The sequence below is a fragment of the Motilibacter deserti genome, from assembly GCF_011250635.1.
In the GTDB taxonomy this organism is placed as follows: domain Bacteria; phylum Actinomycetota; class Actinomycetes; order Motilibacterales; family Motilibacteraceae; genus Motilibacter_A; species Motilibacter_A deserti.
On record NZ_JAANNP010000001.1, the window covers coordinates 1,070,114 to 1,090,770 of the forward strand.

A 20,657-nucleotide genomic window follows, 5' to 3' on the forward strand; every position below is an offset into this window, starting at 1 on the left:
TGGAGGCGAGCGGCGAAGATCCTCAGGCGGGTCCACGCGGGGCCGCGAGGGCCTGACGAGGGGCATGACGGTGGACGTAAGCGGTACTCGTCCCAGGCGCGCGCTGTCGTACGCAGCGTTCGGCGCTGTCGTGGTGGCCTACCTGGCCATCATCGCCGGCGTGGGGAGGCTCGTCAGAGCTGTCGCCGACCTGGACGACGAGCTGACAACCACCCGGGGCGTGCAGCTCACCATGTGGGTGCCGCTAGGGCTGGCCCTGCTGTTCACCTATGCCGTCGTCGCAGTACTCGGCTGGTGGCGCCCGGTCCTGCGCGACGACCGGCCGGTGCGCCGGTGGGTCTGGGCGGTGCCGGTCATCTTCGTGGTCTGCATCGCGCTCGCGATCGACTACGCCGCCCTGGGGGACAAAACCGTTGGCTACGTGCTCGCGCTGCTCATCGCGACACAGCTGGTCGGCTGGGGCGAGGAAGGCATGTTCCGCGGCATCGGCGTCACCACATTGCGCGACCACGGCCTGTCCGAAGGCAAAGTGGCCCTGTGGTCGAGCATGGTGTTCGGCGCGGTGCACATCGTCAACGCGCTGGGCAGCCGCGGGGCACAGGCCGTGCCCCAGGCCATCGCAGTCAGCTTCGCCGGCTACTTCTTCTACCTGATCCGGCGCGCGTCCGGCGGCAACTGGCTCAACTCCGTCATTCACGGATTGTTCGACTTCTCGATCCTGACCGGAACGGTCATCCTCGTCGACCAGGAGGCGTACGTCGGCGCTCTAGCCGCGATCCTCGCCTACCTCGCCTGCGCGGTCCTGGTCCTTGCCCGCCGCCGCTCCATCGACCCGACACCGACCTGAGTTCGGCGACGTCATCCGCTCGCGATCGAGCGTCCGCACCTCCGTAGGAGAGCCAGCCCGTCACGCCACGTCGGCGGCAAGACCGTGAGGTGTCGTCAGTCGTCGAAGACGGACCAGCAGATCGCGTTGCGTCTGGCTTGGTCTTCGAGCACCAGCTCCCGGATGCGCTCCGGGAGCCGCTCGCGCTGCCAGTCGCGCTCCAGCCGTCCGGTGGTGGGACCGGCCGTGGCCGCTGCCCGCGCCGCCTTGATCGCGTAGGCGGCGGCGCCGAGGTCGTGCTCGGGCACGTGAGGCACGCACGCGGCCTGGCCGGCGGCGTAGGCGGCGCAGCGGGCAGCCCCCCGGAGCGGGCGAGCCGCTCCCATCGCGTGCCCACCGCGAGCTCGGGCGTCCATCATCTGCACGCTGCCGACGGCCCAGGCGCGTGCTGCCTCGACGGCATCGCGTGGGCGGGTGTCCGAGGGCTGTTCGGCCTCGAAAAGGTGCAGCACGTGTTCGGCGCAGTCAGCGGCCCACAGGGCGAGGAGCTGATGATCCTCGTCGGTGAGTTCTCCGCCGCGGCGGATCGTGACCAGTCGCGGGTCGCGGACCTTCGGGAGGATCACGTGACCAGCCTGCCAGCAGCGGGGCAGCCGGGGCCAACCTTCCGCTACAGCCAGCGGTCATCGGCAGGACCGGGCACCCGCGGCCGCGCCACGTCGGCGGCATGGCCGGATGTTGCCGCAGCAACTAGTCGACGGCAGGGCATACTCCATCCCCCCGTCGTGTGGCGGCCGCTAGCCCGAAGGTGAATCATCCAACCGCCGCATAAGTTGCGCGAGGTTGTGTACCGCCATGAGCTCGCCGTCCTTGTCACGAATGGACACAAAGCCTTGGCGGGCCGACTCCAGAGCCTCTTGTGCGGCTGGGTAGGCACTCATGAACATCAAGGCAAGGCCCTTGTTCATGTACACACTCGCTTCGCCGCGCTCATCGCGGACGTCTTTGTACGCGCTCATCGCGTCGTCGAATATTGCCAGTGACGTCTTCGGGTCGCCCGACTGACTGATGGCCGTAGCAAGCTGTGCTGTCGTGGACGCCTCTGCCCACCGCGCGCCATTCGCTCTGTGTATCGGTAGCGCCATCGAAAGCGCATGGACCGCATTTCGGTACTGCCCGCTCTCCCGGTATGCGATGCCGAGGTTGGTCAGCGCGAACCCGGACGCGAATGGCCTGCCCTGCTCTTGATGATAGCGAATAGCCCGGCGAAGGGGTCCGATGCTCGCGGCGACATCCCCGCGCCTGCGTAGGGCCTCTGCAAGACCGACGAGCACTGTAGATTCTTCCTCCCATCTGTCCCCGAGCGGGAGTTCGCGAAGGGCTTTGAGAGCACGCTGGTGGGTGCGAACAGCTTCGTCGAAGCGTCGAAGCGAGGAAAGAGTCAGGGCGGAATTATTTAGTGTGACCGCAATCTTTAAGTTGTCCGCTAGGCGCTCGGCCGCTTTCTGTGCCAGGCCGAGCAGCCCTAGCGTGGTTTCGTACTCCCGTCGCAGGGATAGATAAGGTACAAGCGAATTGCCGAGATGCCAAGCGCCGTCAAAGAGTTCGAGCTCCAAAGCCGCGGCAACGGCGCCGACCAAAGCCACGCGCTCGCCATCCATCCAAACGAGCGCACTAGTTCTGGAGTCGAGCAGATCTCCGGGCTCCGGCTCACCCATCCCGTTTATCCAAGCGTTGAACTGGTCCACTCGCCGTTGATACTGCATCAACAAGCGATTGAACGCATCCCTCCGGTCGTGCTCGGACTCGGCAAGCGCTAGCTCTTCTCGAGCGAACAGACGAAGTAGGTCGTGCATCCTCCACAGGTTCCCGTCAACGGACTCGAGCAGATTGGCTACGCGTAGTTGGCGGAGCAACCTCTTGGCGTCGGTGCTCCCGATATCAGCTAAGTGCTCAAGCGCATTTGACGAGATGTGGCCGCCGGGATGCAGTGACAAGAAACGGAACGCGCGTGACACCTCGCTGGTTAGACGTACATAAGAGCTGCGAAACACGCCGCGAACAGCAGCATCCTCATACTGCAGGCCCTCAAGTCGGGTGGCCTCAGCTTGCAGTTCGTCGGCCAACTCTCCGGGCGATAGATTCGGAAACGCAACGAGGGTCGCCTTGACGACGTTCAGAGCCAGCGGAAGCCCGGCGCATAAGTGCGCCAGGTGGATCAGGTCCTCTTTGGCATGGTGCTCAGCGTGTCCCATGCCATTCCTACTATTCGCCAGGAGTTGCACTGCCGTATCCCCGGGAAGAGGGGAAAGGTTTAGTGTCTCGGCCGAAAGTCGGGGGCCGATCTCGTGCCGTGACGTGACGATGACTCGGTGCATACTTTGATTTGGTAGGAGTGGCAGTACTTGGCGCGCGTCGAGAACATCATCGAACAACAGTAATACAGGGCGTCGTGCGAGTTCACGCTCATGCAGCAGCGCGTGGTACTGAGCTGAGTGTACAGAGCTGTCGTCGGCGATCTCCGCGTGGCCAAGCGCTTGCAGCAAAACACCGAAGACTCGATGAGGCCCAACCGAGTCAGTGAGATGCGACTCGTGGGCACGGAAGTCAACCCGGACCGCGCCACCAGTGAAGTGTTTGACCGCAATCGCCGCTGCTGCGGAGGCTAGAGCCGTTTTGCCGACACCGGGTAGACCCGTGACGGCAAGCACTCCAGCTGAGCTATCGTCGGCGAGAAACGACTTGAGAAGTGCTAGCTCGGCAGTGCGTCCAACGAGAGGGTCAGTGAGACGCGTGGCCGCGTATAGTGGTGTCACGATCGGCAGCCCATGGTCGCCTGCCGTGGCCTCCCGCAAATCGCGAACGAAATCCGCATAGGCCTTGGCCTCTGACGACGCGCTTATGTTCAGGAATCGTTCACGCAGTTCGGCCATCTGTGGCGCGTCCAGGATCACGCATATGCGCTCAAGGTGATAGATCTCCGAGCCGCATGGCACAGTATCGGTAAGACTGTTGCGCTCACTTAGGCTGAGTGCCTGATTAGTTACGAAGGCAATTCCCTGAGCCTGATTCGCTGCGACGCCGTGAAGGTCCTGTACGAACTTGCGCCTGATCTCGCTGAAAGACCGTTGCTCCGCGGGAAAATATGACGCCATGATCCACTTCTCGTCTCCGCGCCACATGATTGCGTCTTTCGCGCCGTCAGGGCCTCCGCGAGGGTGACTCGGGTCGAGCCGCACGAACCCCTCCGCGATCATGAGTTGCGCGGAAAGTGCCTCAGCTCGGGCCTGACCGTCGCTCCATGCCGTGAGTCGCCTGCGCGTCTCGTCCCACTGGGGCCTCACGAACGGCACCGTGTCTGCGACCTGACTGGTCTACCCTGCCATCGAGGCCGCCGCTGACGGTTATCGAGCGGGTTGCACCATGGCCGCTTGAGGGCGGGGTGTTCGACGGCGAAGGCTTGTCGAATCCAGCACATAGGCGCAGCGAGCTCGTCCTGGGGGTCCTTGCCGCCCGCGGACCGCCGGCCGGTTGCCATGGCGGGGCGCTCCGCTCGCCTCAACCGCATAGGGAAAGTGCACAACTGTACGAGCGCTCGCCGCTCGACAGCCGCCCGGTCGTACGCCCGCAGGAACTCCCCGTTGATAGTCACGAGTACAGGATGGCAGGGAGATCGACGCAGGCGTGCGTTCCCGGCGGGGTAGGGCCGAGCAACCTGGGCCACGTGTCGCACAATGACTCCAGATGGGCACGAGCGCCCGGACTTGCTGCCGGTTGCGGCCGGCGGGTCGACAGCAGGCACGACCGCACGCGGCATGGATCGCTGAGCGGAAGCCTTGGCTGACGGGGAAGCGGTGGAGCTGGTAGGGGTACATGTGGGTGCTCCCCGGCGCGGACGCGCCGCGTCTGTCGGCGGCATGTCCGCCTATTGCTCCGAGCAACCGTATGCGCCCGGGCCGCGCGGACTCGTTCGTGGCCGCGTTCCCGTCGGTCTGACGTGACCGGGCACGGTGAGGCACAGGGGCGAAGTGGGAGGATCCTCGCTCGAAGCAGCAACACGTCCTCCACTGCGCACACCGTCCTCCCTTGCGCGCTCACGCTTGAAGTTTCTCCTCGGCGTGGTAGACGCAATCTCCGATAGCGACTACCCGTGCCGGCGACTGCACAACGTGAGAGCCTCAGGTTCGGCCGGGGCGCCGAGGCCGTCCGAATGAGCAGCGGCAGGCACGGCGCGGTGTAGCGTCAGGCAGAACGCAACCGCGCTAGCCTCTGCCGGTGCTCGCTAACCTGCTGCCGGGGCTGAGGGATTTCCGAACGCCGCTCGCTGCTGGCTACACCCTCGCTATCACTTTGTGGCTGTTGCTCGAAGAGCGTGTCCCCCGAGAAGAACGCGCCCCCGGCGCTTTGCGTCGCTTGTACGAGCTGGCAGACATCGCCGGTAGGCCAATACTAGTCGCGTTCTTCTCCTTCTGCTGCTACCTTCTCGGCAGCTTACTAGTCGTACGGAAGCCACCAGCATTTACGTTGTTTGGTCTGGCGCGATTTCTGCCTGACGTTCTCTTCGTGCAACGGGGGCGTGCCCACTTCCTGAACCGGCTACTCTCGGGGGCAGATAAGGACGAAGCACGCGCGACGGTTGTGGCCAACCGGATGCTGCTTGGTCGGCCACGGCATCTGGCCGCTGGCGCTCTCGCTTTGGGGGGCGCCGCTAGGGTAGATACAGAAACTGCTGATGTGCTTCGTGCTGCCGCGGCGGGAAGAGCGGACGTGGACTCGGAACGGTTACTGATCGTCATTCGCGACGTCCTGCTCGCGGCGATCATTGAAGAGCGTGAAATCCTGCAGTCCCGACTTCTTGCGCGAAGCAAAGACCTCTGGAGCGAGTACGATCGCCACCAGAGTGAGGCTGAGTTGCGACTCACACTCGTTGCGCCACTTGCCTTCCTGGCGCTTGTGCTTGCTGGGATTCTCACTCCCTGGGCACTCTTTGGCTTGCTGCTGGTGGTTCTCCTCTATCGTCAGGGTGTTGCGCGATATCGTGCAGGGCAGGACGTTGTCCTTGCGTCCCTGCTCGCCGGAGAGATCAGCGCCCCCGCCATGGACGCCTTCACCCAGGCTGTTGCGCGCGCACAGGACGTGACGTGAATCGACCGGCTTCGAAATACCTTTGGCACCAGCAGTTGCGGTCTCCATGAGACGAACTGATACTGGTGGTCGAAGTAGCAATTTGAACCCCCGTCGCCGCTTCGACCCCGGCTCGGTTGGCATCGAGGTGCCGCCGAGGTGCCTTGATCCGTAAGGGGAGATTCACGTCGCCGATGCTGGAAATAGGGAGAAACCCGGATGATGACGGACGCAGTGCCAGCAGCAACACTTGAGGCCATCGGGCGCGTTGCTGTGGAATGTACGATGCTCGAGACGATTGTGTGGATGATTGGTTCGGGTGACCCCTTGAGCTTGTTGAAGCCCGCTCCCGATTATGCGAGCTGGCACAAGGTGCGGCGCTTGTACTGCAGGCGTACCGGTGCGTGGCCAGAAAACCTGAAGGCGCGCGGAGATCAGTTGCTTGACGAAGTCGAAGGGCTACGTGAGCTGCGGAACTCGGTTGTGCATGCCCAGCTGATCACTGTCGGGGGGAATCAGCAGTGGGTCCATGCAAGGTCCCACTCGATCAAGCCTTTCGACCATGAGGCTGTCGAAAGGTTGCTCGACGATATTGAGATTACCGGCGGGCGCGCACTCGCCCTCTTCGCCACGGCACTAGAAAACGGTGTCTACACTCGCGAGGAACTCGTTGCGGCCTCTGATGAAGAGCAGCTCGAGATGATGAGGTTGATCGACGAGTTGTCGCAGTAGCACGGGAGCCGCCGAGGTGCCTCTTCGGGGCGGCGTAACTGTATGGCATCTTCCCGAGTGCTGTCATCGGCTACTTGTGTACTGGACGCACGGCTCGGGCCTGGCCAGGCTTGGGTCGAGGCGCCTGGCGGGGTCGCTCTCTCTTCGGCTGCCCGCGGTCGTGTTGGCGTGGCTCTCTCTTGGCGTGCGTCCCGGTGGGCACCGTGACGAGGTGAGGCTCAAGAAGGGTCTGTCCAGCTCGAAGTAGCGCTGCCCTCCTCGTCGACAACGCAGTTCTCGACGACGAGGAAGGGCACAGCGCGATGGGGCGAGTCATCATCGGAATGGACCCGCACAAGAGGTCCGCGACGATCGAAGTGTGTGACGAGCGGGAGAATGTTCTAGCTACCGGGCGGTTCGGCACTGACCGCGACGGCTACCGAGAACTGCTGGCCGCGGGCCGCAAATGGCCGCAGCGGTTGTGGGCGGTCGAGGGCTGCCAAGGCGTCGGTCGTCACCTGGCCCAGCGCCTCGTCGCCGACGGCGAGACGGTGGTTGACGTGCCGGCGAAGCTGTCCGCCCGGGCGCGGGTGTTCTCCACTGGGCAGGGCCGCAAGACGGACGCGACCGACGCTCACTCGGTCGCCGTGGTCGCGCTGCGCACCCCGAGCCTGCGTGTGGTGGTCCTGGACGACGCGACGGTGGCGCTTCGGCTGCTGGTCGATCGGCGAGACGAGCTCGGCGCCGCGCGGACGCTCACGGTTAACCGGCTGCATCGCCTGTTGGTCGAGCTGATCCCCGGTGGGGCGAAGAAGTTCCTGTCCGCCACGCAGGCGAAAGCGCTGCTGGCGACGGTCCGACCGCGCGACGTGGGTGGCAAGACGCGGCGGCAGTTGGCGGCCGAGCTGATCGTCGAGCTCGAGGGCATCGACAAGAAGATCAAGGCCGCGAAGAAGCAGCTGACCGAGCTCGTCGAGGCCACCGGCAGCACCCTGCGCGACCTCAACGGCATCGGACCCTCCGGCGCGGCACGGCTGCTCGGCGACATCGGCGACGTGTCCCGCTTCCCCAGTAGAGGCCACTTCGCCTCCTGGAACGGCACCGCCCCGATCGACGCCTCGTCCGGGGACCAGAACCGGCACCGCCTGTCCCGGGCTGGGAACCGGCGGATCAACCGGGTGCTGCACATCATGGCGATCGTGCAGCTGCGGAACGACACCGACGGCCGCGCCTACTACCGGCGCAAGCTCGCCGCCGGGAAGACGCCGATGGAAGCAATCCGGGCGCTCAAGCGGCGCCTCTCGGACATTGTCTACCGCCAGCTCGTGGCCGACCAGAAGCGGCAGCGAGGCACCACAGTGGCGGACCCGGGAGGACACGTGGGGGCGGCTACAAAATCCAGCGCGGCCGGCTACAACCCCGATGCCGGCGCTTCGGACAAGTCACTTCCCGGACCCACCGAACGCGAGGCTACGCCTCCGCCCGCGACCGCGAAAGACCTCCAACCCACTCCCGTCCAGGCGCTCTCGGCCTGACCTCTCACGCCGCCCTTGACACAGAAGGGAGCCAAGAGCGGTCGCCGGCCGCGCCCAGGATCACAGCGGATCAGTGCGTCGTACCTGTCAGCAGCGCTCCCCGGCAGACTCGGCCGCGTGCTTGACGTGCTCGGCGCGCTGGCGCAGTAGGCGCCGCAGATAGGGCGCCAGCACCAGGTGGGCGACGACCGCTCCGAGAGGCCCGGCGGGGGCACTGATGCTCATGCGGTCCGTCATCCGGGTGCCTATGGTGCCGCCGGAGCTCGCTGCGTTGGGAGGGGCGTCGAAGAGGTGCTGATGGAGCAGGCTGCGGAAAGGGCCGCGAACCTGCTCGTCGACGAACAGGTCCGGCCGCCGGTGGACGGTGATGCGACTTGTCATGCGCCAGGGCAAGCCGAAGTGGCGAGCGTGAAAGGTCACCTCGTCGCCGAGCTTCAAACGGCGCGCGCCACTGCTGGTGATGGCGCGTTCGCCGCTGCCAGCGAGGGAGGCGGCGTGCACATCGACGTCCAACTTCAGGTCGAACACCACAGAGGGTGCGGCGGCGATATCGGTCACCACCTCGATCACCACGGCCATGTCGGGAGCCTAGGCCGACGTCACCGCTCACTTGGCCATCGGCGTCGCAGGGTGATTAGCGGCACGCTTCTCGGCCATGACCGAACGTGGCTCGGTCGATCATGCAGGGGCCGTGCCTCCACAGCTCAGCGAAGAGGTCACACCGCGACCACAGCGATCACGCCTGTTGCCGCCCTTACGGCGAGGGCGGCCTGCCTGCAACAACGTGTGCCGCAGCATCCTGCTCGCCCCACTCGAGCATGGCCATGAGCACCGGGCGGATGCTGCGCCCGCGCGCGGTCAGCTCGTAGACCACACGCGGCGGCACCTCTGCATGGACCGTGCGGGTGAGCACGCCCTGGTGCTCGAGCATCCGCAGCCTGTCGGTGAGCGTCTTCGGGCTTGGGCCGCCGAGCCGTGCTCGCAGCTCGGTGAAGCGGAGCGGGCCGGAGAGCAGTTCACGTAGCACCAGGGTCGACCACTTGCCCTCCAGGATCTCCAGGGCGCGCTCGACGCCGCAGCCGGCGGCTGGCGCACGGAGCAGCTCTTCCGGAAGCGGTTCCTCCATGGTCCCTAAGTTACTTGCTAGGTACTGCTTCAGAAGGGGAACTAGCGTCCAGCCCATGACGACCATCGCAGTCACCTCAGCCGCCAGCAGCCAGATGAGCCCCGTGGTCCGCGCCCTGCGCGAGGCCGGCCACCGCGTACGAGCCCTGCACCGCCCACAGTCACGCGTCCTGGCTTCGTGGGACGAGGCGGCACCGGCCGACCTGCTCGATCCTGACTCGCTCATCAGTGCCCTCGACGGCGTGCAGGCCGCCGTCGTCGGCCTTCCGTTGGAGTTCGAGGCCCGCCCGGCCATGCGCCAGGCCGAGAACCTGCTGCTCGCGCTGCAGAAGGCAGGCGTCGGCAGGGTCGTCCTCAACACGGGGACGCCGCTGCCCCCGACTGCCGTCGGGGTCCCCTTCCTCGACGCGCGACGGTGGCTGGCCGACGAGCTGGCTGTCAGCGGCGTCACTGCCGTGGTGCACCCAGCCGCGACGTACCTCGAGAACCTGGTGGCCCCGTGGTCCCTGCCCCTGCTGCGCCGGGGCGTGGTCGAATACCCCCTGCCGGCGGAGGCCTCGATCCCGTGGGTCGCCGGGGCCGACCTGGCTCAGGCCGTCGTCGAGCTCATCGACGCGGAGCGGCCCGCTCGACTGACGGTCGTCGCGGGACCGGAGGACCTGCAAGGCCCTGACCTGGCCCGAGCCCTGTCCGCCGCCATGGACCGCGAGGTCGAGTGGCGGACCATCAGTCCTGCGAAGTACGAGCAGCTACTGCGCCCGCACCTCGGCGAGCGCACCGCGGCCGGCGTCGCCGGCGCCTACGCCGTCCCCGCACCGCCGCCCGCGCTGCCGAGGGACGCCCAGCTCATCCGCGGCCGGACCAGCGCGACGGCCTGGGTGCGCGAGGCTCTTGCCGGCATCCCCGGCTGAGCTGCGCCCGAGCTGCTGTCGGCTGCGCCGAAGCCGCGGTCGACGGCCCGGCCATGAGACCGCGGACGCGTCAGTAGTCGTCGCGCGAGCGCACGATCAGGTCGGCCAGCAGCCCGAGCACCGCGATGAGCACGCCGGTCACGAAGATCAGCACCGTGTTGCTGGCGAACCGGACCGGGTGGGCGATGAGGTCGTAGATGCCCTTGCCCACGCCGACGGTCAGCAGCGTGAGCGCGACCGGCATGAGCACCTTGAGCGGGTTGAAGTACATGACCATCCGCAGCACCTGCAGGATGTAGCGGTAGGCGTCGCGGACGAACTTGAACTTCGAGGTGCCGGCCCGCTTGGCGTAGTCGATCGGCACGTAGCGCACGTCGTGCTGGTTCGACAGGAACGCGAGCGTGATCGTGGTGACGCAGGAGAACCCGGGCGGGAGAAGCCGCATGTAGGGCAGCGCCACCGTGCGCCGGAAGGCCCGCAGCCCCGAGTTGAGGTCCGGGATCTTGGAGTTGCTCAGCACCTCGGCGAGCTTGCGGATGAACCACTTGGCCGGCACCCGGAGCATGCGGTGCGACCCCTGCTCCGAGGTACGCGCGCCGACGACCTGGTCGACGGTCGGGTCCTCGTCGAGCATGCGTACGAGCTCGGGTATCCGCTCGTTCGGATAGGTCATGTCCGCGTCGGTCCACACGACGATCTCGCCGCGCGCCTGCTGCGTCCCGATGCGCCGCGCCGTGCCCGAGCCACCGTTGCGACGGAAGGGCAGCAGCCGCATGTGGGGGTGCTGCAGCAGCGCCTCCTGCAGGACGCGCAGCGTGCCGTCGGTCGAGGCGTCGTCGATGACGAGCAGCTCGTAGGCGTAGCCACTGGCCTCGAGCGCCTTGGTGATGCGCTCGATCTCGAGCAGCACGTGGTCCTGCTCGTTGTAGCAGGGCAGGACGACCGTGACGTGGACGGCGTCAGCGGTCTGCGGCGTGGAGGCGGGGGCGCTGGTCATGACTGTCGAGGAGGCTACCTGCTGCACCCGCCCGCCCTCGCCGCGCCACGTCGTCAGACCGTGCGGCCGAGCCAGAGCCGCACCACGAGCGGGACCGTCTCCTCGGGCCGCGTGAGCAGCTTGCGGTCGTCCTCCCGGGGGCGCAGCCGCACCACCTCCACCGGCTCGACCCCCACCGCCGAGATCCGGCGCGGATGGTCCGCCGCGACGAGGACGGCGTCGTTGCCCGCGCCGCGGACCTTCGCGACGATCCGGGCGAGCTGGGTGCGGTCGAGCACCCCGACAGTGGGTACGCCGCAGACCCCGCGCAGCGGCTGGGACCACTCGCGCCGGGCGCGCAGGTCGAGCAGCAGCGCCACCTCGTTGGACCGGAACTGGCGGCACACCTCCCGCACGGCCGCCGCCTCCCCCACCTCGGTCCGCTCGTCGAGCAGCGGGCGGGACGCCAGCGCCGGCGGCACCAGCAGCGCGAGCGCCCCGACGGCGGCGACCAGGACCGCGGCCGTACGCCCACCCACCCCGGGCGAGCGCCCGCGGGCCCAGCGGGCGGCCGCGACGACTCCGGCGGTGGCGCAGAGCGCGACCGCCGGCAGCACGCCGGGGACCAGCCGCCGGTCCGCCCACGGGTGGTCCGGAGTGATGCCCGGGCGCACGAGCACGAGCAGGCTGGACGCGAGCAGCACCCACAGCACCGGCCCCGCCCCCGCGTACGCCCGCTTGCCGCGTCGGCCCCAGGCGGCATGCGCGAGCCAGGCCGCCCCGGCCACGGCGAGCAGGAGCGCGGGCCACCCCATCCACCAGGCGACCCACTCCGGTGTCCGCTCGGCGTAGGTACGGCTGCCGTCCGGGAAGAGCCCCTCCGCCCGCTGCATACCGCTGACGGCGCGCCCGCCCGGGCTGGCCGGGTCCTGCCGCCCCCAGTCGAAGACCGGCCGCACGGCCAGCGCGAGCGCGACGACGAGCACCGCGGCGACGCTCAGCGCCGGGCCGCGGGCGGCGAGCCGGGCCGTCCCCGTCAGGCCGAGCAGCCAATCCGCGAGCAGTTGTAGCTGCCCGCCGCGGGCGAGCCCGACGAGCGTCGCGGCGACGACGGCGAGCAGCACGCTGCCCACCGCGAGCGGCAGGACCGAGCCCCGGATCTCCCCGACGTACGGCTCGGCGAGGACCGCCATGTCCAACGCGCCGAGGAGCACCCCGACGGCGAGCCCGACCGCGAGCGCCCCGCCCTCGGGCCGGCGACGGGCCGCCAGCACGGCGCAGACCGGGATGAGCAGGGCCGCCTCGCGCAGCGCCTCGACGCGGACGAGCGTCGCCGCGCCGAGGACGCCGCCGGCCAGCAGCGCGGCGCCTACGTGCCAACGGCTCCCCCGCTCGCGGGACGTCACCACGTCGACCAGCAGGGCGAGACCGCCGAGCAGGACGAGCTGGGCCAGCGGCTCGCTGTAGGTGGACCGGGCGACGTGCTGCACGGGGTAAGCCAGGGCGAGCGCCGCGCTCGCCAGGGCCGCGGCAGGGCCGCCCAGCAGCCGGGCGGTGAGCCCGCCGAGCGCGAGCAGCGCGAGGCCGCAGAGCACGGCTGGCGCGACGAGGGCGCCGCGCGTGCCGCCGATCCAGTCCCCGACCGCGACGACCATGTGCTGGCCGGAGAGGAACTGCGGCACGAGCGAGTCGCCCGCCGCGTAGTAGGCAGGGCTCTCCGCGACGAGCGCGGGGTCCGGCCCGCCGAACGCCGCCCAGTCGACCGGGATGTCGCGCGTCCCGTGCTCGGCGACCCACAGCCCGGTGAGCGCGTAGGCGCCGGGGTCGCGGCGCAGCACGAGGTGCTCGGAGGAGTACGCGGCGGCGAGCACGCCGGCCCCGACCGCGACCAGCAGGACGACGACCACGGACCACCAGGCGACCGGCGGCGCGTTGCGCGCGCCGACCCGCGCGGCGACGGCGGCGGCGAGCAACCCGCAGGGCAGGGCGACCAGGGCGACGGTGAGCGGGACGAACGCGCCGAGGGCAAGGAGCGGCCACGCCACGGCCAGCGCGCCGACCACGCCTGCGGCGGGCGCGGCGGACAGCGCGCCCAGCAGCCGGCCGGCCCGGGCGCTCCCCGCCGGGCGGGGCGGTGCGGCAGGCGCGGGGCGGGACACGCCGGGCGGGCCGGCGACGCTGCTCGGAAGGCTCACGGGCGCCGCAGCACCGCGTAGCTGCCGTTGTCGAGCACGAGCTCGTAGCCGCTCGCCTGCAGCAGCCGCACCCGGTCGCGCTGCACGGCGAGCGAGTCGATGGGGAACGACGAGCGCGCGACGTCCACCACGACCCAGGGCGCGTCCCGCGGGGTCTTGTCCAGCAGCAGCACGGTGCCGCGGTCGGCCAGGTGCGGGCCGATCTCGTTGTCCGCCTCGACCGTGACGCCGGCGGGGACCAGCGCGACGGCCTGGGCGGCGGCTTGCTCGTGGGCGTCGAGCCGCCAGGTCTCCCGGTCGGCCAGGTCGGCGAAGGGGAACTTCGCGCACAGCACGACGGCGGCCAGCACGGCGTACGCGGCGAACGCCTGTCGCCAACGACGGGGCAGCCGGCGGGCCGCCTCCACGGCCGCGACGACGAGCACCGGCAACAGGACCGCGTTGTAGTGCTGCTCGAGGCCCCAGTGGTTCGGGTTGGACGAGATCGCCCGCTCCCCCAGCTGCGGCAGCGTCAGCAGCACGACCGGCGATGCCAGCGGCAGGAACGCGAACGGCGCGAGCAGCCAGAGGACCGTCTGCTCCTTCTGCACGGGCGAGAAGACGACCTCGAACGTGTCGACCGGGTTCGGCAGCGCCGCGAAGAACGCCTCGTAGTAGTCGCCGTCCGGCGAGCCGTGGCCGTAGAACGCCGGCACGATCACGGACGTCGAGAGGTACGCCCCGGCGAGGCCGGCGACCGCCAGCCACACGCCCAGCTTGCGCCACCCGCGCAGCGCGAGCAGCACGCCGAACATGACCGTGACGAAGCCCATGTCCTCCTTGACCAGCATGAGCGAGGCCGCCCACGCCGCCGCCTGCCCGGGCCGCCTCGCCTGCAGCCGCTCGCACGCAAGCAAGATCAGCGGAACAGCAAAGACCACTTCATGGAAGCCGACTACGGATGCTTCCTGCAGCGGCCACGCCAGCCCGGTCGCGACGGCCACGGCGTACGCGATCCCCGGGCCGAGCACGCGGCGGGCGATGACCCACGCGACGCAGATCGAGACGGCGATGAGCCCCGCCTGGGCCAGGATCAGCATGCGCGGGTCGTCCCAGACCCAGTAGAGCGGCGCGAGCAGCACGAGGATCGGCGAGAAGTGGTCGCCGAGCGCGATCAGGTCGGGCCCGACGTCGAGGTGGACGCCCAGGGCCGGCTGCACCGGGGCGCCCCACCCGGCGTACCCCCGGACCGTCTCGTCGAAGAGCAGCAGGTCCCAGGAGCCGACCCGGAAGTTGCGGTAGGCGAGCAGGCCGAGCGTGGCGTGCACCGCGGCCAGCGCGAGCGCGACGGCCGGCACCGCCACGGCGTGCGGGCCGCGCAGCCTCCGGCCCGGGGCCCGCGCGGCGCGCTCCTGCTGCGGCGGGCGCTCGAGCAGGGGTGGGCGCTCCGTCACCCGCGCGACGGTACAACGTGCGGCTGGGGAGAGGCCTACGCTGCGGCACGTGGCCTCCCCTGACACCCCCACCGGCCTGCTCCGCGACGCGCTGACCGCGGACCCGGCCCGCCCGTTCGTCACGTTCTACGACGACGCGACCGGCGAGCGGGTCGAGCTCTCGGTCCTGACCTTCGACAACTGGGTCGCCAAGACCGCGAACCTGCTGCAGGACGAGCTGGCGGCCGAGCCCGGGCAGACGCTCGCGCTCGTGCTGCCCGCCCACTGGCAGGCCCCGGTATGGCTGCTGGCCGCCTGGTCGGTCGGGCTCGTGGTGCATCCGGTACGCCCCGGCGACCCGGTCCCGGCGGCCGACGTGGTCGTCACGGGCCGGGACACGCTGGACGCGGCGACGGCAGCCGGGGCCGGGGAGGTCGTAGCCCTCGGGCTCCGCCCGGCGCTGCTCGCGGCGACGACCCCCGGCCCGGCCCTGCCCGCCGGGGTCGTCGACGGGGACGCCGACGTGCCGCCGCAGGGTGACCGGTTCCTCGCCGTCAGCTGGCTGGCGGCGGACGCGCCGGCCCTGATCGCTGGAGGCGCCACGTTGACGGCCACCGATCTCGCCGCCGCCGGGCGCGACGCGGCGCAGCGGCTCGGGGCCGGCCGGGGCGTACGCCTGCTGACCGACCGCGCCCTCGACGACGCCGCCGCGATCGCCGACGTCCTGCTCGCCCCGCTCGCGGTCGGCGGGTCGCTCGTGCTCTGCCGCAACCTCGACCGGGACCGGCTCGAGCACCGGCGCGAGGTGGAGCAGGTCGCCCTCGTGGTGTGAGGCGGCCTCGCGCGGCTGCCGACGTCAAGGGCCCGAGGAGCTGGAGGCCGAGCCGCGGCAGGGGGTCCTTCGTCCCGGCCCGACCCCGCTCAGGCGGCGTGCACGACCTGCCCCGCGACGACCGTCGCCAGCACGGGCACGTCGGGCAGCTCGTCCGGCGCGCAGGCCAGCGGGTCGGCGCCAAGCACCGTGAGGTCGGCGCGCATTCCGACGGCGACGCGGCCGGAGACGGCCTCCTCGCGCAGCGCGTACGCCGGGGCGCGGGTCATCGCGGCCAGCGCCTGGGCCGGGGTCAGCGCCTGCGCGGCGTCGCCGTACGTCCCCCGTCCCGACCCGATCGGGGCGCGCAGCGCCGCGCTCGCGAGGGTGCGCCGCGGGTCGCTGCTGCTGATCGGCCAGTCCGACCCGAGGGCCAGTGGGGCCCCGGCGGCGAGCAGGTCGCCCAGCCGCCAGGCCCGGCGTACGCGGGCCGGGCCGACCCGGACGGACCAGGTGTCGGACAGCCCGGGGTCCGACCAGTCCATGTGCGCGGGCTGCACCGACCCGACGACGTCGAGCGCCCGGAAGCGCTCGACGTCGGCGTCCGCGAGGACCTCGAGGTGCTCGACCCGGTGCCGCGCCGCCCGGGGCCGCGGCGCGAGCGCGTAGGTGTCGAGCGCGTACGTCACGGCCGCGTCCCCGATCGCGTGGGTCCAGGTGGGGAGCCCGGCACGGGCGGCTGCGACGACGGCCTCCCGGTAGTCGCGGGGGTCCAGCCACTGCGGCTCGCGGCACTCGCCGCAGGCGTCGGGCTCGTCGAGCCAGGCGGTGCCCGCGTCGACGACCCCGTCGAGGAACGCCTTCACCGCGGCGACGCGATAGCGCCGGCCGGGGACGGCGGCGCGCGCCGCGGCGAGCGCGACCGTCTCGCCGGCCGTGCCTGCGGTGCACCACGGCGCGGTCACGACCCGCAGCGGCAGCTTGTCCTCGGCGTCGAGCAGGGCGAGCGCCTCGTGCGTCGCCCCCCACGAGTCGAGCACGTGCACGCCGGTGAGCCCGGTGGCCGCCTTCGCCCGCAGCAGCGCCTCCAGGCGGCGGGCCAGCTCCGGCACGGCCACGGCCGGCAGGGCGCGCGAGGCCAGCGCGACGGCCGACATCTCCCGCACCACCCCCGCACCGTCGACCGCCACCGTCGACCGGTCGGCGAAGCGCTCGGCCCCGGTGAGCCCGGCGAGCCGTACGGCGGCCGAGCTGAGCAGGACGGTGTGCAGGTCGGCCAGCCAGACCCAGGCGGGGCGCCCTGCGACCGCCGTGTCGACGGCGCGGGCGGCGGCGGCCAGGTCGTCCACCGCGCCGTAGTCCAGCCCGTACGCGAGCACCCACTCATCCGGGCCGGAGGCCGCAGCGCCGGCCGCGAGGGCCGATGCGAGCCCCTCCTGGCCGGACACCGCGGACAGGTCGAGGCCGCGCTCCTGCTCCAGCCCGATGCCCAGGTGCACGTGGGCATCGACCAGGCCGGGCACGACGACCTGTCCCGGCGTCTCGAGCACCCGGGTGCGGCTGCCGATCGTGGTCTTCACGTCGCGCTCGTCCCCCACCGCGACGATGCGGCCGGCGCTGACGGCGAGAGCGGTGGCCGGGGCGGCACCCGGGACGAGGGTGTGCACCCGCGCGCCGAGCACGACCAGGTCAGCCTCCATGACCGCGCTCATCGCACACCGCTGGTGAAGGAGGCGGCGCAGGCGACACGGCGGTGCGGCCGGGCCACCAGGAGGTAGAACGTCCCCGCGGCGAGCGCCAGGACGGTCACGAGGACCGCGGCCCAGACCTGGTACCACGGCGCCCCGGGCGGGGCGAGCTGCGCCCGCGGCCACGCGACGTTGACGAACTCGAACCCCAGCCAGGCCACGGCGGCGACGTTGAGCACCAGCCCGCGCCGCGCCCGGCGAGCGCCCCCGGCCGGCGCCCAGGTGCCGGCGAGCCGGCCGAGCAGCGCGGCGACGGCGATCAGCAGGAAGACGAGGTACGCGACGGCGGTGCCGAACGCGAGCAGGCTGCCCATCGCTGTGGAGTCCAGGCCGAGCAGCAGCCCCGCGCCTCCGACCAGCGTCACGCCCGCGATCGCCCCGACCGGCGCCTGGTGGCGGTTGAGCCGCTGCAGGGCGCGCGACCCCGGGAGCACCTCGTCGCGCGACATCGACCACATCATGCGCGCCGTCGCCCCCTGCGCCGCCAACCCGCAGGCGAGGAAGGCGACGAGCACGAGCACCGCGAACGGCTTGGTCGCCCAGCCGCCGAAGCCCTGGGTCACCGCCGTGGTCACCGGGTCCACGTCGGCGCCGGCCGGGACGAGCGCGGGGTCGGGATGGGCGAGCGTGACGGCGACAGCGTCCAGCACGACGATCGCGCCGACCGAGAGCAGCGCCGCCCACACGGCGCGCGGGACGTGCCGGGCGGCGTCGCGCGTCTCCTCGCTCGAAGCGACACAGGCGTCCATGCCGAGGAACGCCCAGCCCGCGACCGCGAGCACGGCGAGCCCCGCCGCGATCGACGAGCCGCCGAACGCCGCCTCGGTGCCGAACGAGTCCGTCAGGACCGAGAAGCCCTGCTCCCGGAAGGCCAGCAGGAGAACCAGCCCGACGACGACCGAGGCCACGATCTCGGCCGCGATGCCGAGGGAGACCAGCCGGCGCAAGGGCTCGATGCCGTACGTGTTGGCGACCGAGCAGGCGACGAGAAACGCCGCCGCGGTCGCGACGTGCAGGGCCGGGCCCGGGGTGCCGCCGAGCACCGCCCACACCCATGGCGCCGCCAAGTAGGCGATCGTCGTGTTGGCCGCGAGGAAGGCGCACAACGACAGCCATCCCGTCATCCACGCGTACCTCGCGCTGGGCAGGACGCGTCTGGTCCATTGATAGGCGCCGCCCGCCACCGGGAAGCGCGCGGCGAGCTCGGCGTAGACCGAGACGAGGCAGGCCTGGCCGGCGAGGGCGACGGGCAGCGCCCACACCCAGAGGCCGCCTGCGACGGCGAGCCCGACGAAGGCGACGCCGTAGAGCCCGACGACAGGCGAGATCGTCGCGAAGCCGATCGCGAGGTTGCCGCGCATGCCCAGGCTGCGGCGGAGCTGCTGCTCGTAGCCGAGCAGGCGCAGGCGCGCGGCGTCGTCGCTCGTGGTGGCGTCATAGGTGGTCAACATCGACATGGTGGAGCCTCCTCAGGGCGGATGGGAAGTGCCTCCCACGTGACCTAACATCGTTAGGAAGCACCGTGGAACCTAACGCTGTTAGGAAGCGGGCGCAAGACCCATTGCGCAAGGAGACCGGCATGCCACGCACCCCCACCGCGCCCCTGACCCGCGCCTCGATCGCCCGCGCCGCGCTCGACCTGCTCGACGAGCAGGGGTCGGCGGGCTGGACGATGCGCGCGCTCGCGGACCGACTGGGCGTGCGCGCACCCTCGCTCTACAGCCACGTCGCGAACCAGGACGAGATCCTCGACGCGGTGCACGAGCAGATCAACTCCGAGATCGACCTCGACGCGCTCGAGGGCGACGACCTGCGCACGGCCCTGACCGAGTGCGCCCGCTCCTACCGCGCGGCCTACGTCCGCCACCCGCACGCGACGGCGCTCATCGCGCACCGGCCGATCGGGACCGACTCCGCCCTGCGGGTCTACGACGCGATCCTGCGGACCCTGCTGCACCACGGCGTGCCGGCCGGCGAGGCGATGCGCTTCACCGCCGTCCTGGACTACCTCGTGCTCGGCTCGGCCGTCGAGACGTTCATCGGCGGGTTCGGCGAGCCCGCGGACTACCGCGAGGCCTACCCCTCGCTCGCGACCGCACTGCAGGCGTGCGACCGCGACTGCATCGACGAGGAAGGCTTCGAGCTCGGCCTCGCCCGCCTGGTGGAGGCCGTCGCCGCCAGTGCCGCCAGATAGCCTCTTGACCCACCCCGCCTAACGGCGTTAGGTTCCTAACGCCGTTAGGCGCCGCTGTCCCGGCGCCGCTGCCCGCAGGCACCGCCTGCCCACCCGCCGAGGACCCATATGACTAACGTCCTGCACCTGGCCCAGGCCGCGGTGACCGGCGCGCTCGCGGGCCTGGCGCTCTCGGTGCCCTTCGGAGCGCTCAGCTCGATGCTGATCGACACCGGCATGCGCTCGTCGCGTCGGGTGGCCGCCGCCGCAGCCGGGGGCGTGGCCGCGACCGACTTCTCCTTCGCGCTCGCGGCCGGCGCAGCCGGGGCGTCCGTCACCGCGACGCTGCAGCCGTGGGAGCGGCACATCCACGGAGTGTCCGCCGCCGTGCTCCTCGCCCTCGCGGCGTACTCCGTGATCAGCGCGCGCGCCGCAACGCCGACCGGCGTGACCGGGCCCGGCAGCGGCCTGCGGGCGTCCCTGCGGTTCGTGGCCGTCACCGCGGCCGACCCGCTGACCGCCCTCACCCTGGCCACCGCCGCGTCCACGCTGGGCAGCACCTCAGCGCTGACGGCGGCGTGCTTCGCCCTCGGCTGCGGCCTCGTGTCCGCGTCCTGGCACAGCGCGCTGGCGCTCGGCGGGAACGCCATCGGGCGCCGGCTGTCGGCCACCGCTCGCCGCCGGGCGGGCTACGCCGGGGCCGCCACCACGATGGCCCTCGCCCTCCATCTGGCCGTGTCCGCGGCCTGAGCACCCCACCAGAACTCGTGAGGAGCAATTCCATGCAGCACAATTCGCATATCGTCTCTGCCGTCGTCGACTTCGGCTACTACTCGCCGTTCGTCGACGTCCGGGTCGGCCCGGTGCGCGCCCGTCCCGGCTGCATGCCGGCGACGGACGAGAGCCGGTCGGAGCCGGAGCCGCCCGCACTGCCGTGAGCCGTGGACGGAGCGGCCCTGGTCGACCTGCCTGACGACGACGCGGCGCGGGCAGCGGCGGGCGCTCTCCCCGACCCGCTGTGGGCCCCGCCTCACCTGCGCGTGGCGCGAGCCCTTCAGCGCTTGGCGGTCTTCGTCGCCTTCGGCGTCGCGGCGGGCTTCGTCGCCTTCG

At 70.8% G+C, this 20,657-nt stretch carries 18 protein-coding genes; 9 read left to right on the forward strand and 9 right to left on the reverse strand.

The annotated features are described in order from the left end of the window. The first annotated feature begins 64 nt into the window (after positions 1 to 64). On the forward strand, positions 65 to 847 hold the full coding sequence (locus G9H71_RS04970) for a CPBP family intramembrane glutamic endopeptidase (protein ID WP_166278656.1): 783 nt from the start codon (positions 65 to 67) through the stop codon (positions 845 to 847). Positions 848 to 942: 95 nt separating this feature from the next. Here the strand turns inward: G9H71_RS04970 and G9H71_RS04975 are convergent, their stop codons facing one another. Then, complete coding sequence (locus G9H71_RS04975; protein WP_166278659.1) at positions 943 to 1,452, reverse strand: putative immunity protein; 510 nt, start codon at positions 1,450 to 1,452, stop codon at positions 943 to 945. Positions 1,453 to 1,623: 171 nt separating this feature from the next. Next, on the reverse strand, positions 1,624 to 4,008 hold the full coding sequence (locus G9H71_RS04980) for a tetratricopeptide repeat protein (RefSeq protein ID WP_166278662.1): 2,385 nt from the start codon (positions 4,006 to 4,008) through the stop codon (positions 1,624 to 1,626). A 1,093-nt stretch (positions 4,009 to 5,101) separates the two neighbouring features. Here G9H71_RS04980 and G9H71_RS04985 point away from each other — a divergent pair. The 3 genes from G9H71_RS04985 to G9H71_RS04995 all read left to right on the forward strand — a co-directional run bounded on the left by G9H71_RS04985 (position 5,102) and on the right by G9H71_RS04995 (position 8,196). Further along, positions 5,102 to 5,971, forward strand: a complete 870-nt coding sequence (locus G9H71_RS04985) for a hypothetical protein (protein ID WP_166278665.1) — start codon at positions 5,102 to 5,104, stop codon at positions 5,969 to 5,971. A 198-nt stretch (positions 5,972 to 6,169) separates the two neighbouring features. Beyond that, positions 6,170 to 6,682, forward strand: a complete 513-nt coding sequence (locus tag G9H71_RS04990; RefSeq protein ID WP_166278668.1) for a hypothetical protein — start codon at positions 6,170 to 6,172, stop codon at positions 6,680 to 6,682. Positions 6,683 to 6,984: 302 nt separating this feature from the next. Then, entirely contained in the window at positions 6,985 to 8,196 is a 1,212-nt protein-coding gene (locus G9H71_RS04995; protein ID WP_166278671.1) for an IS110 family RNA-guided transposase, read from the forward strand. An 87-nt stretch (positions 8,197 to 8,283) separates the two neighbouring features. Here G9H71_RS04995 and G9H71_RS05000 read toward each other — a convergent pair whose 3' ends face one another. Together G9H71_RS05000 and G9H71_RS05005 are read right to left on the reverse strand one after the other, a co-directional pair. Then, positions 8,284 to 8,775 carry an SRPBCC family protein gene (locus G9H71_RS05000; RefSeq protein WP_166278674.1) on the reverse strand — a complete coding sequence of 164 codons (492 nt, stop codon included), beginning with the start codon at positions 8,773 to 8,775 and terminating at the stop codon, positions 8,284 to 8,286. Positions 8,776 to 8,950: 175 nt separating this feature from the next. Then, entirely contained in the window at positions 8,951 to 9,322 is a 372-nt protein-coding gene (locus G9H71_RS05005; protein ID WP_166278677.1) for a winged helix-turn-helix transcriptional regulator, read from the reverse strand. 55 nt (positions 9,323 to 9,377) lie between these two features. On the opposite strand from G9H71_RS05005, the gene G9H71_RS05010 reads away from it, so the two are divergent. Further along, positions 9,378 to 10,232, forward strand: coding sequence for an SDR family oxidoreductase (locus G9H71_RS05010; RefSeq protein WP_166278680.1), 855 nt, complete (start codon positions 9,378 to 9,380; stop codon positions 10,230 to 10,232). Positions 10,233 to 10,302: 70 nt separating this feature from the next. Here G9H71_RS05010 and G9H71_RS05015 read toward each other — a convergent pair whose 3' ends face one another. From G9H71_RS05015 to G9H71_RS05025, 3 genes are read right to left on the reverse strand one after another with little or no spacing between them, the layout of a single operon-like run. Further along, positions 10,303 to 11,229: a glycosyltransferase family 2 protein gene (locus tag G9H71_RS05015; protein WP_166278682.1), complete on the reverse strand. Its 927-nt coding sequence runs from the start codon at positions 11,227 to 11,229 to the stop codon at positions 10,303 to 10,305. A gap of 53 nt (positions 11,230 to 11,282) precedes the next feature. Beyond that, on the reverse strand, positions 11,283 to 13,403 hold the full coding sequence (locus G9H71_RS05020; RefSeq protein ID WP_166278685.1) for a hypothetical protein: 2,121 nt from the start codon (positions 13,401 to 13,403) through the stop codon (positions 11,283 to 11,285). Beyond that, positions 13,400 to 14,836, reverse strand: coding sequence for a DUF2079 domain-containing protein (locus G9H71_RS05025; RefSeq protein WP_166278688.1), 1,437 nt, complete (start codon positions 14,834 to 14,836; stop codon positions 13,400 to 13,402). The genes G9H71_RS05020 and G9H71_RS05025 overlap by 4 nt, the downstream gene beginning before the upstream one ends. A gap of 49 nt (positions 14,837 to 14,885) precedes the next feature. On the opposite strand from G9H71_RS05025, the gene G9H71_RS05030 reads away from it, so the two are divergent. Beyond that, complete coding sequence (locus G9H71_RS05030) at positions 14,886 to 15,647, forward strand: TIGR03089 family protein (RefSeq protein WP_166278691.1); 762 nt, start codon at positions 14,886 to 14,888, stop codon at positions 15,645 to 15,647. An 89-nt stretch (positions 15,648 to 15,736) separates the two neighbouring features. Here the strand turns inward: G9H71_RS05030 and G9H71_RS05035 are convergent, their stop codons facing one another. Then, positions 15,737 to 17,326: an amidohydrolase gene (locus tag G9H71_RS05035; protein ID WP_231134024.1), complete on the reverse strand. Its 1,590-nt coding sequence runs from the start codon at positions 17,324 to 17,326 to the stop codon at positions 15,737 to 15,739. Positions 17,327 to 17,334: 8 nt separating this feature from the next. Further along, on the reverse strand, positions 17,335 to 18,831 hold the full coding sequence (locus G9H71_RS05040; protein WP_166278697.1) for an APC family permease: 1,497 nt from the start codon (positions 18,829 to 18,831) through the stop codon (positions 17,335 to 17,337). Positions 18,832 to 18,953: 122 nt separating this feature from the next. On the opposite strand from G9H71_RS05040, the gene G9H71_RS05045 reads away from it, so the two are divergent. From G9H71_RS05045 to G9H71_RS23060, 3 genes are all read left to right on the forward strand, one after another. Then, on the forward strand, positions 18,954 to 19,568 hold the full coding sequence (locus G9H71_RS05045) for a TetR/AcrR family transcriptional regulator (RefSeq protein ID WP_166278700.1): 615 nt from the start codon (positions 18,954 to 18,956) through the stop codon (positions 19,566 to 19,568). A 108-nt stretch (positions 19,569 to 19,676) separates the two neighbouring features. Beyond that, positions 19,677 to 20,297: a LysE family transporter gene (locus tag G9H71_RS05050; RefSeq protein ID WP_166278703.1), complete on the forward strand. Its 621-nt coding sequence runs from the start codon at positions 19,677 to 19,679 to the stop codon at positions 20,295 to 20,297. Between the two features lie 32 nt (positions 20,298 to 20,329). Then, positions 20,330 to 20,485 (forward strand): hypothetical protein, encoded by a 156-nt coding sequence (locus G9H71_RS23060; protein ID WP_196791543.1) that lies wholly within the window; start codon positions 20,330 to 20,332, stop codon positions 20,483 to 20,485. Positions 20,486 to 20,657 lie beyond the last annotated feature (172 nt).

What these genes read in the sequence shown, in the direction of transcription:
- G9H71_RS05010 (WP_166278680.1), top strand. Translation starts at nt 9,378, where the DNA reads ATGACGACCATCGCAGTCACCTCAGCCGCCAGCAGCCAGATGAGCCCC.
- G9H71_RS04995 (WP_166278671.1), top strand. Translation starts at nt 6,985, where the DNA reads ATGGGGCGAGTCATCATCGGAATGGACCCGCACAAGAGGTCCGCGACG.
- G9H71_RS05035 (WP_231134024.1), bottom strand. Translation starts at nt 17,326, where the DNA reads ATGGAGGCTGACCTGGTCGTGCTCGGCGCGCGGGTGCACACCCTCGTC.
- G9H71_RS04980 (WP_166278662.1), bottom strand. Translation starts at nt 4,008, where the DNA reads ATGTGGCGCGGAGACGAGAAGTGGATCATGGCGTCATATTTTCCCGCG.
- G9H71_RS04970 (WP_166278656.1), top strand. Translation starts at nt 65, where the DNA reads ATGACGGTGGACGTAAGCGGTACTCGTCCCAGGCGCGCGCTGTCGTAC.
- G9H71_RS04990 (WP_166278668.1), top strand. Translation starts at nt 6,170, where the DNA reads ATGATGACGGACGCAGTGCCAGCAGCAACACTTGAGGCCATCGGGCGC.
- G9H71_RS05015 (WP_166278682.1), bottom strand. Translation starts at nt 11,229, where the DNA reads ATGACCAGCGCCCCCGCCTCCACGCCGCAGACCGCTGACGCCGTCCAC.
- G9H71_RS05050 (WP_166278703.1), top strand. Translation starts at nt 19,677, where the DNA reads ATGACTAACGTCCTGCACCTGGCCCAGGCCGCGGTGACCGGCGCGCTC.
- G9H71_RS05000 (WP_166278674.1), bottom strand. Translation starts at nt 8,775, where the DNA reads ATGGCCGTGGTGATCGAGGTGGTGACCGATATCGCCGCCGCACCCTCT.
- G9H71_RS23060 (WP_196791543.1), top strand. Translation starts at nt 20,330, where the DNA reads ATGCAGCACAATTCGCATATCGTCTCTGCCGTCGTCGACTTCGGCTAC.
- G9H71_RS05045 (WP_166278700.1), top strand. Translation starts at nt 18,954, where the DNA reads ATGCCACGCACCCCCACCGCGCCCCTGACCCGCGCCTCGATCGCCCGC.
- G9H71_RS05040 (WP_166278697.1), bottom strand. Translation starts at nt 18,831, where the DNA reads ATGTCGATGTTGACCACCTATGACGCCACCACGAGCGACGACGCCGCG.
- G9H71_RS05005 (WP_166278677.1), bottom strand. Translation starts at nt 9,322, where the DNA reads ATGGAGGAACCGCTTCCGGAAGAGCTGCTCCGTGCGCCAGCCGCCGGC.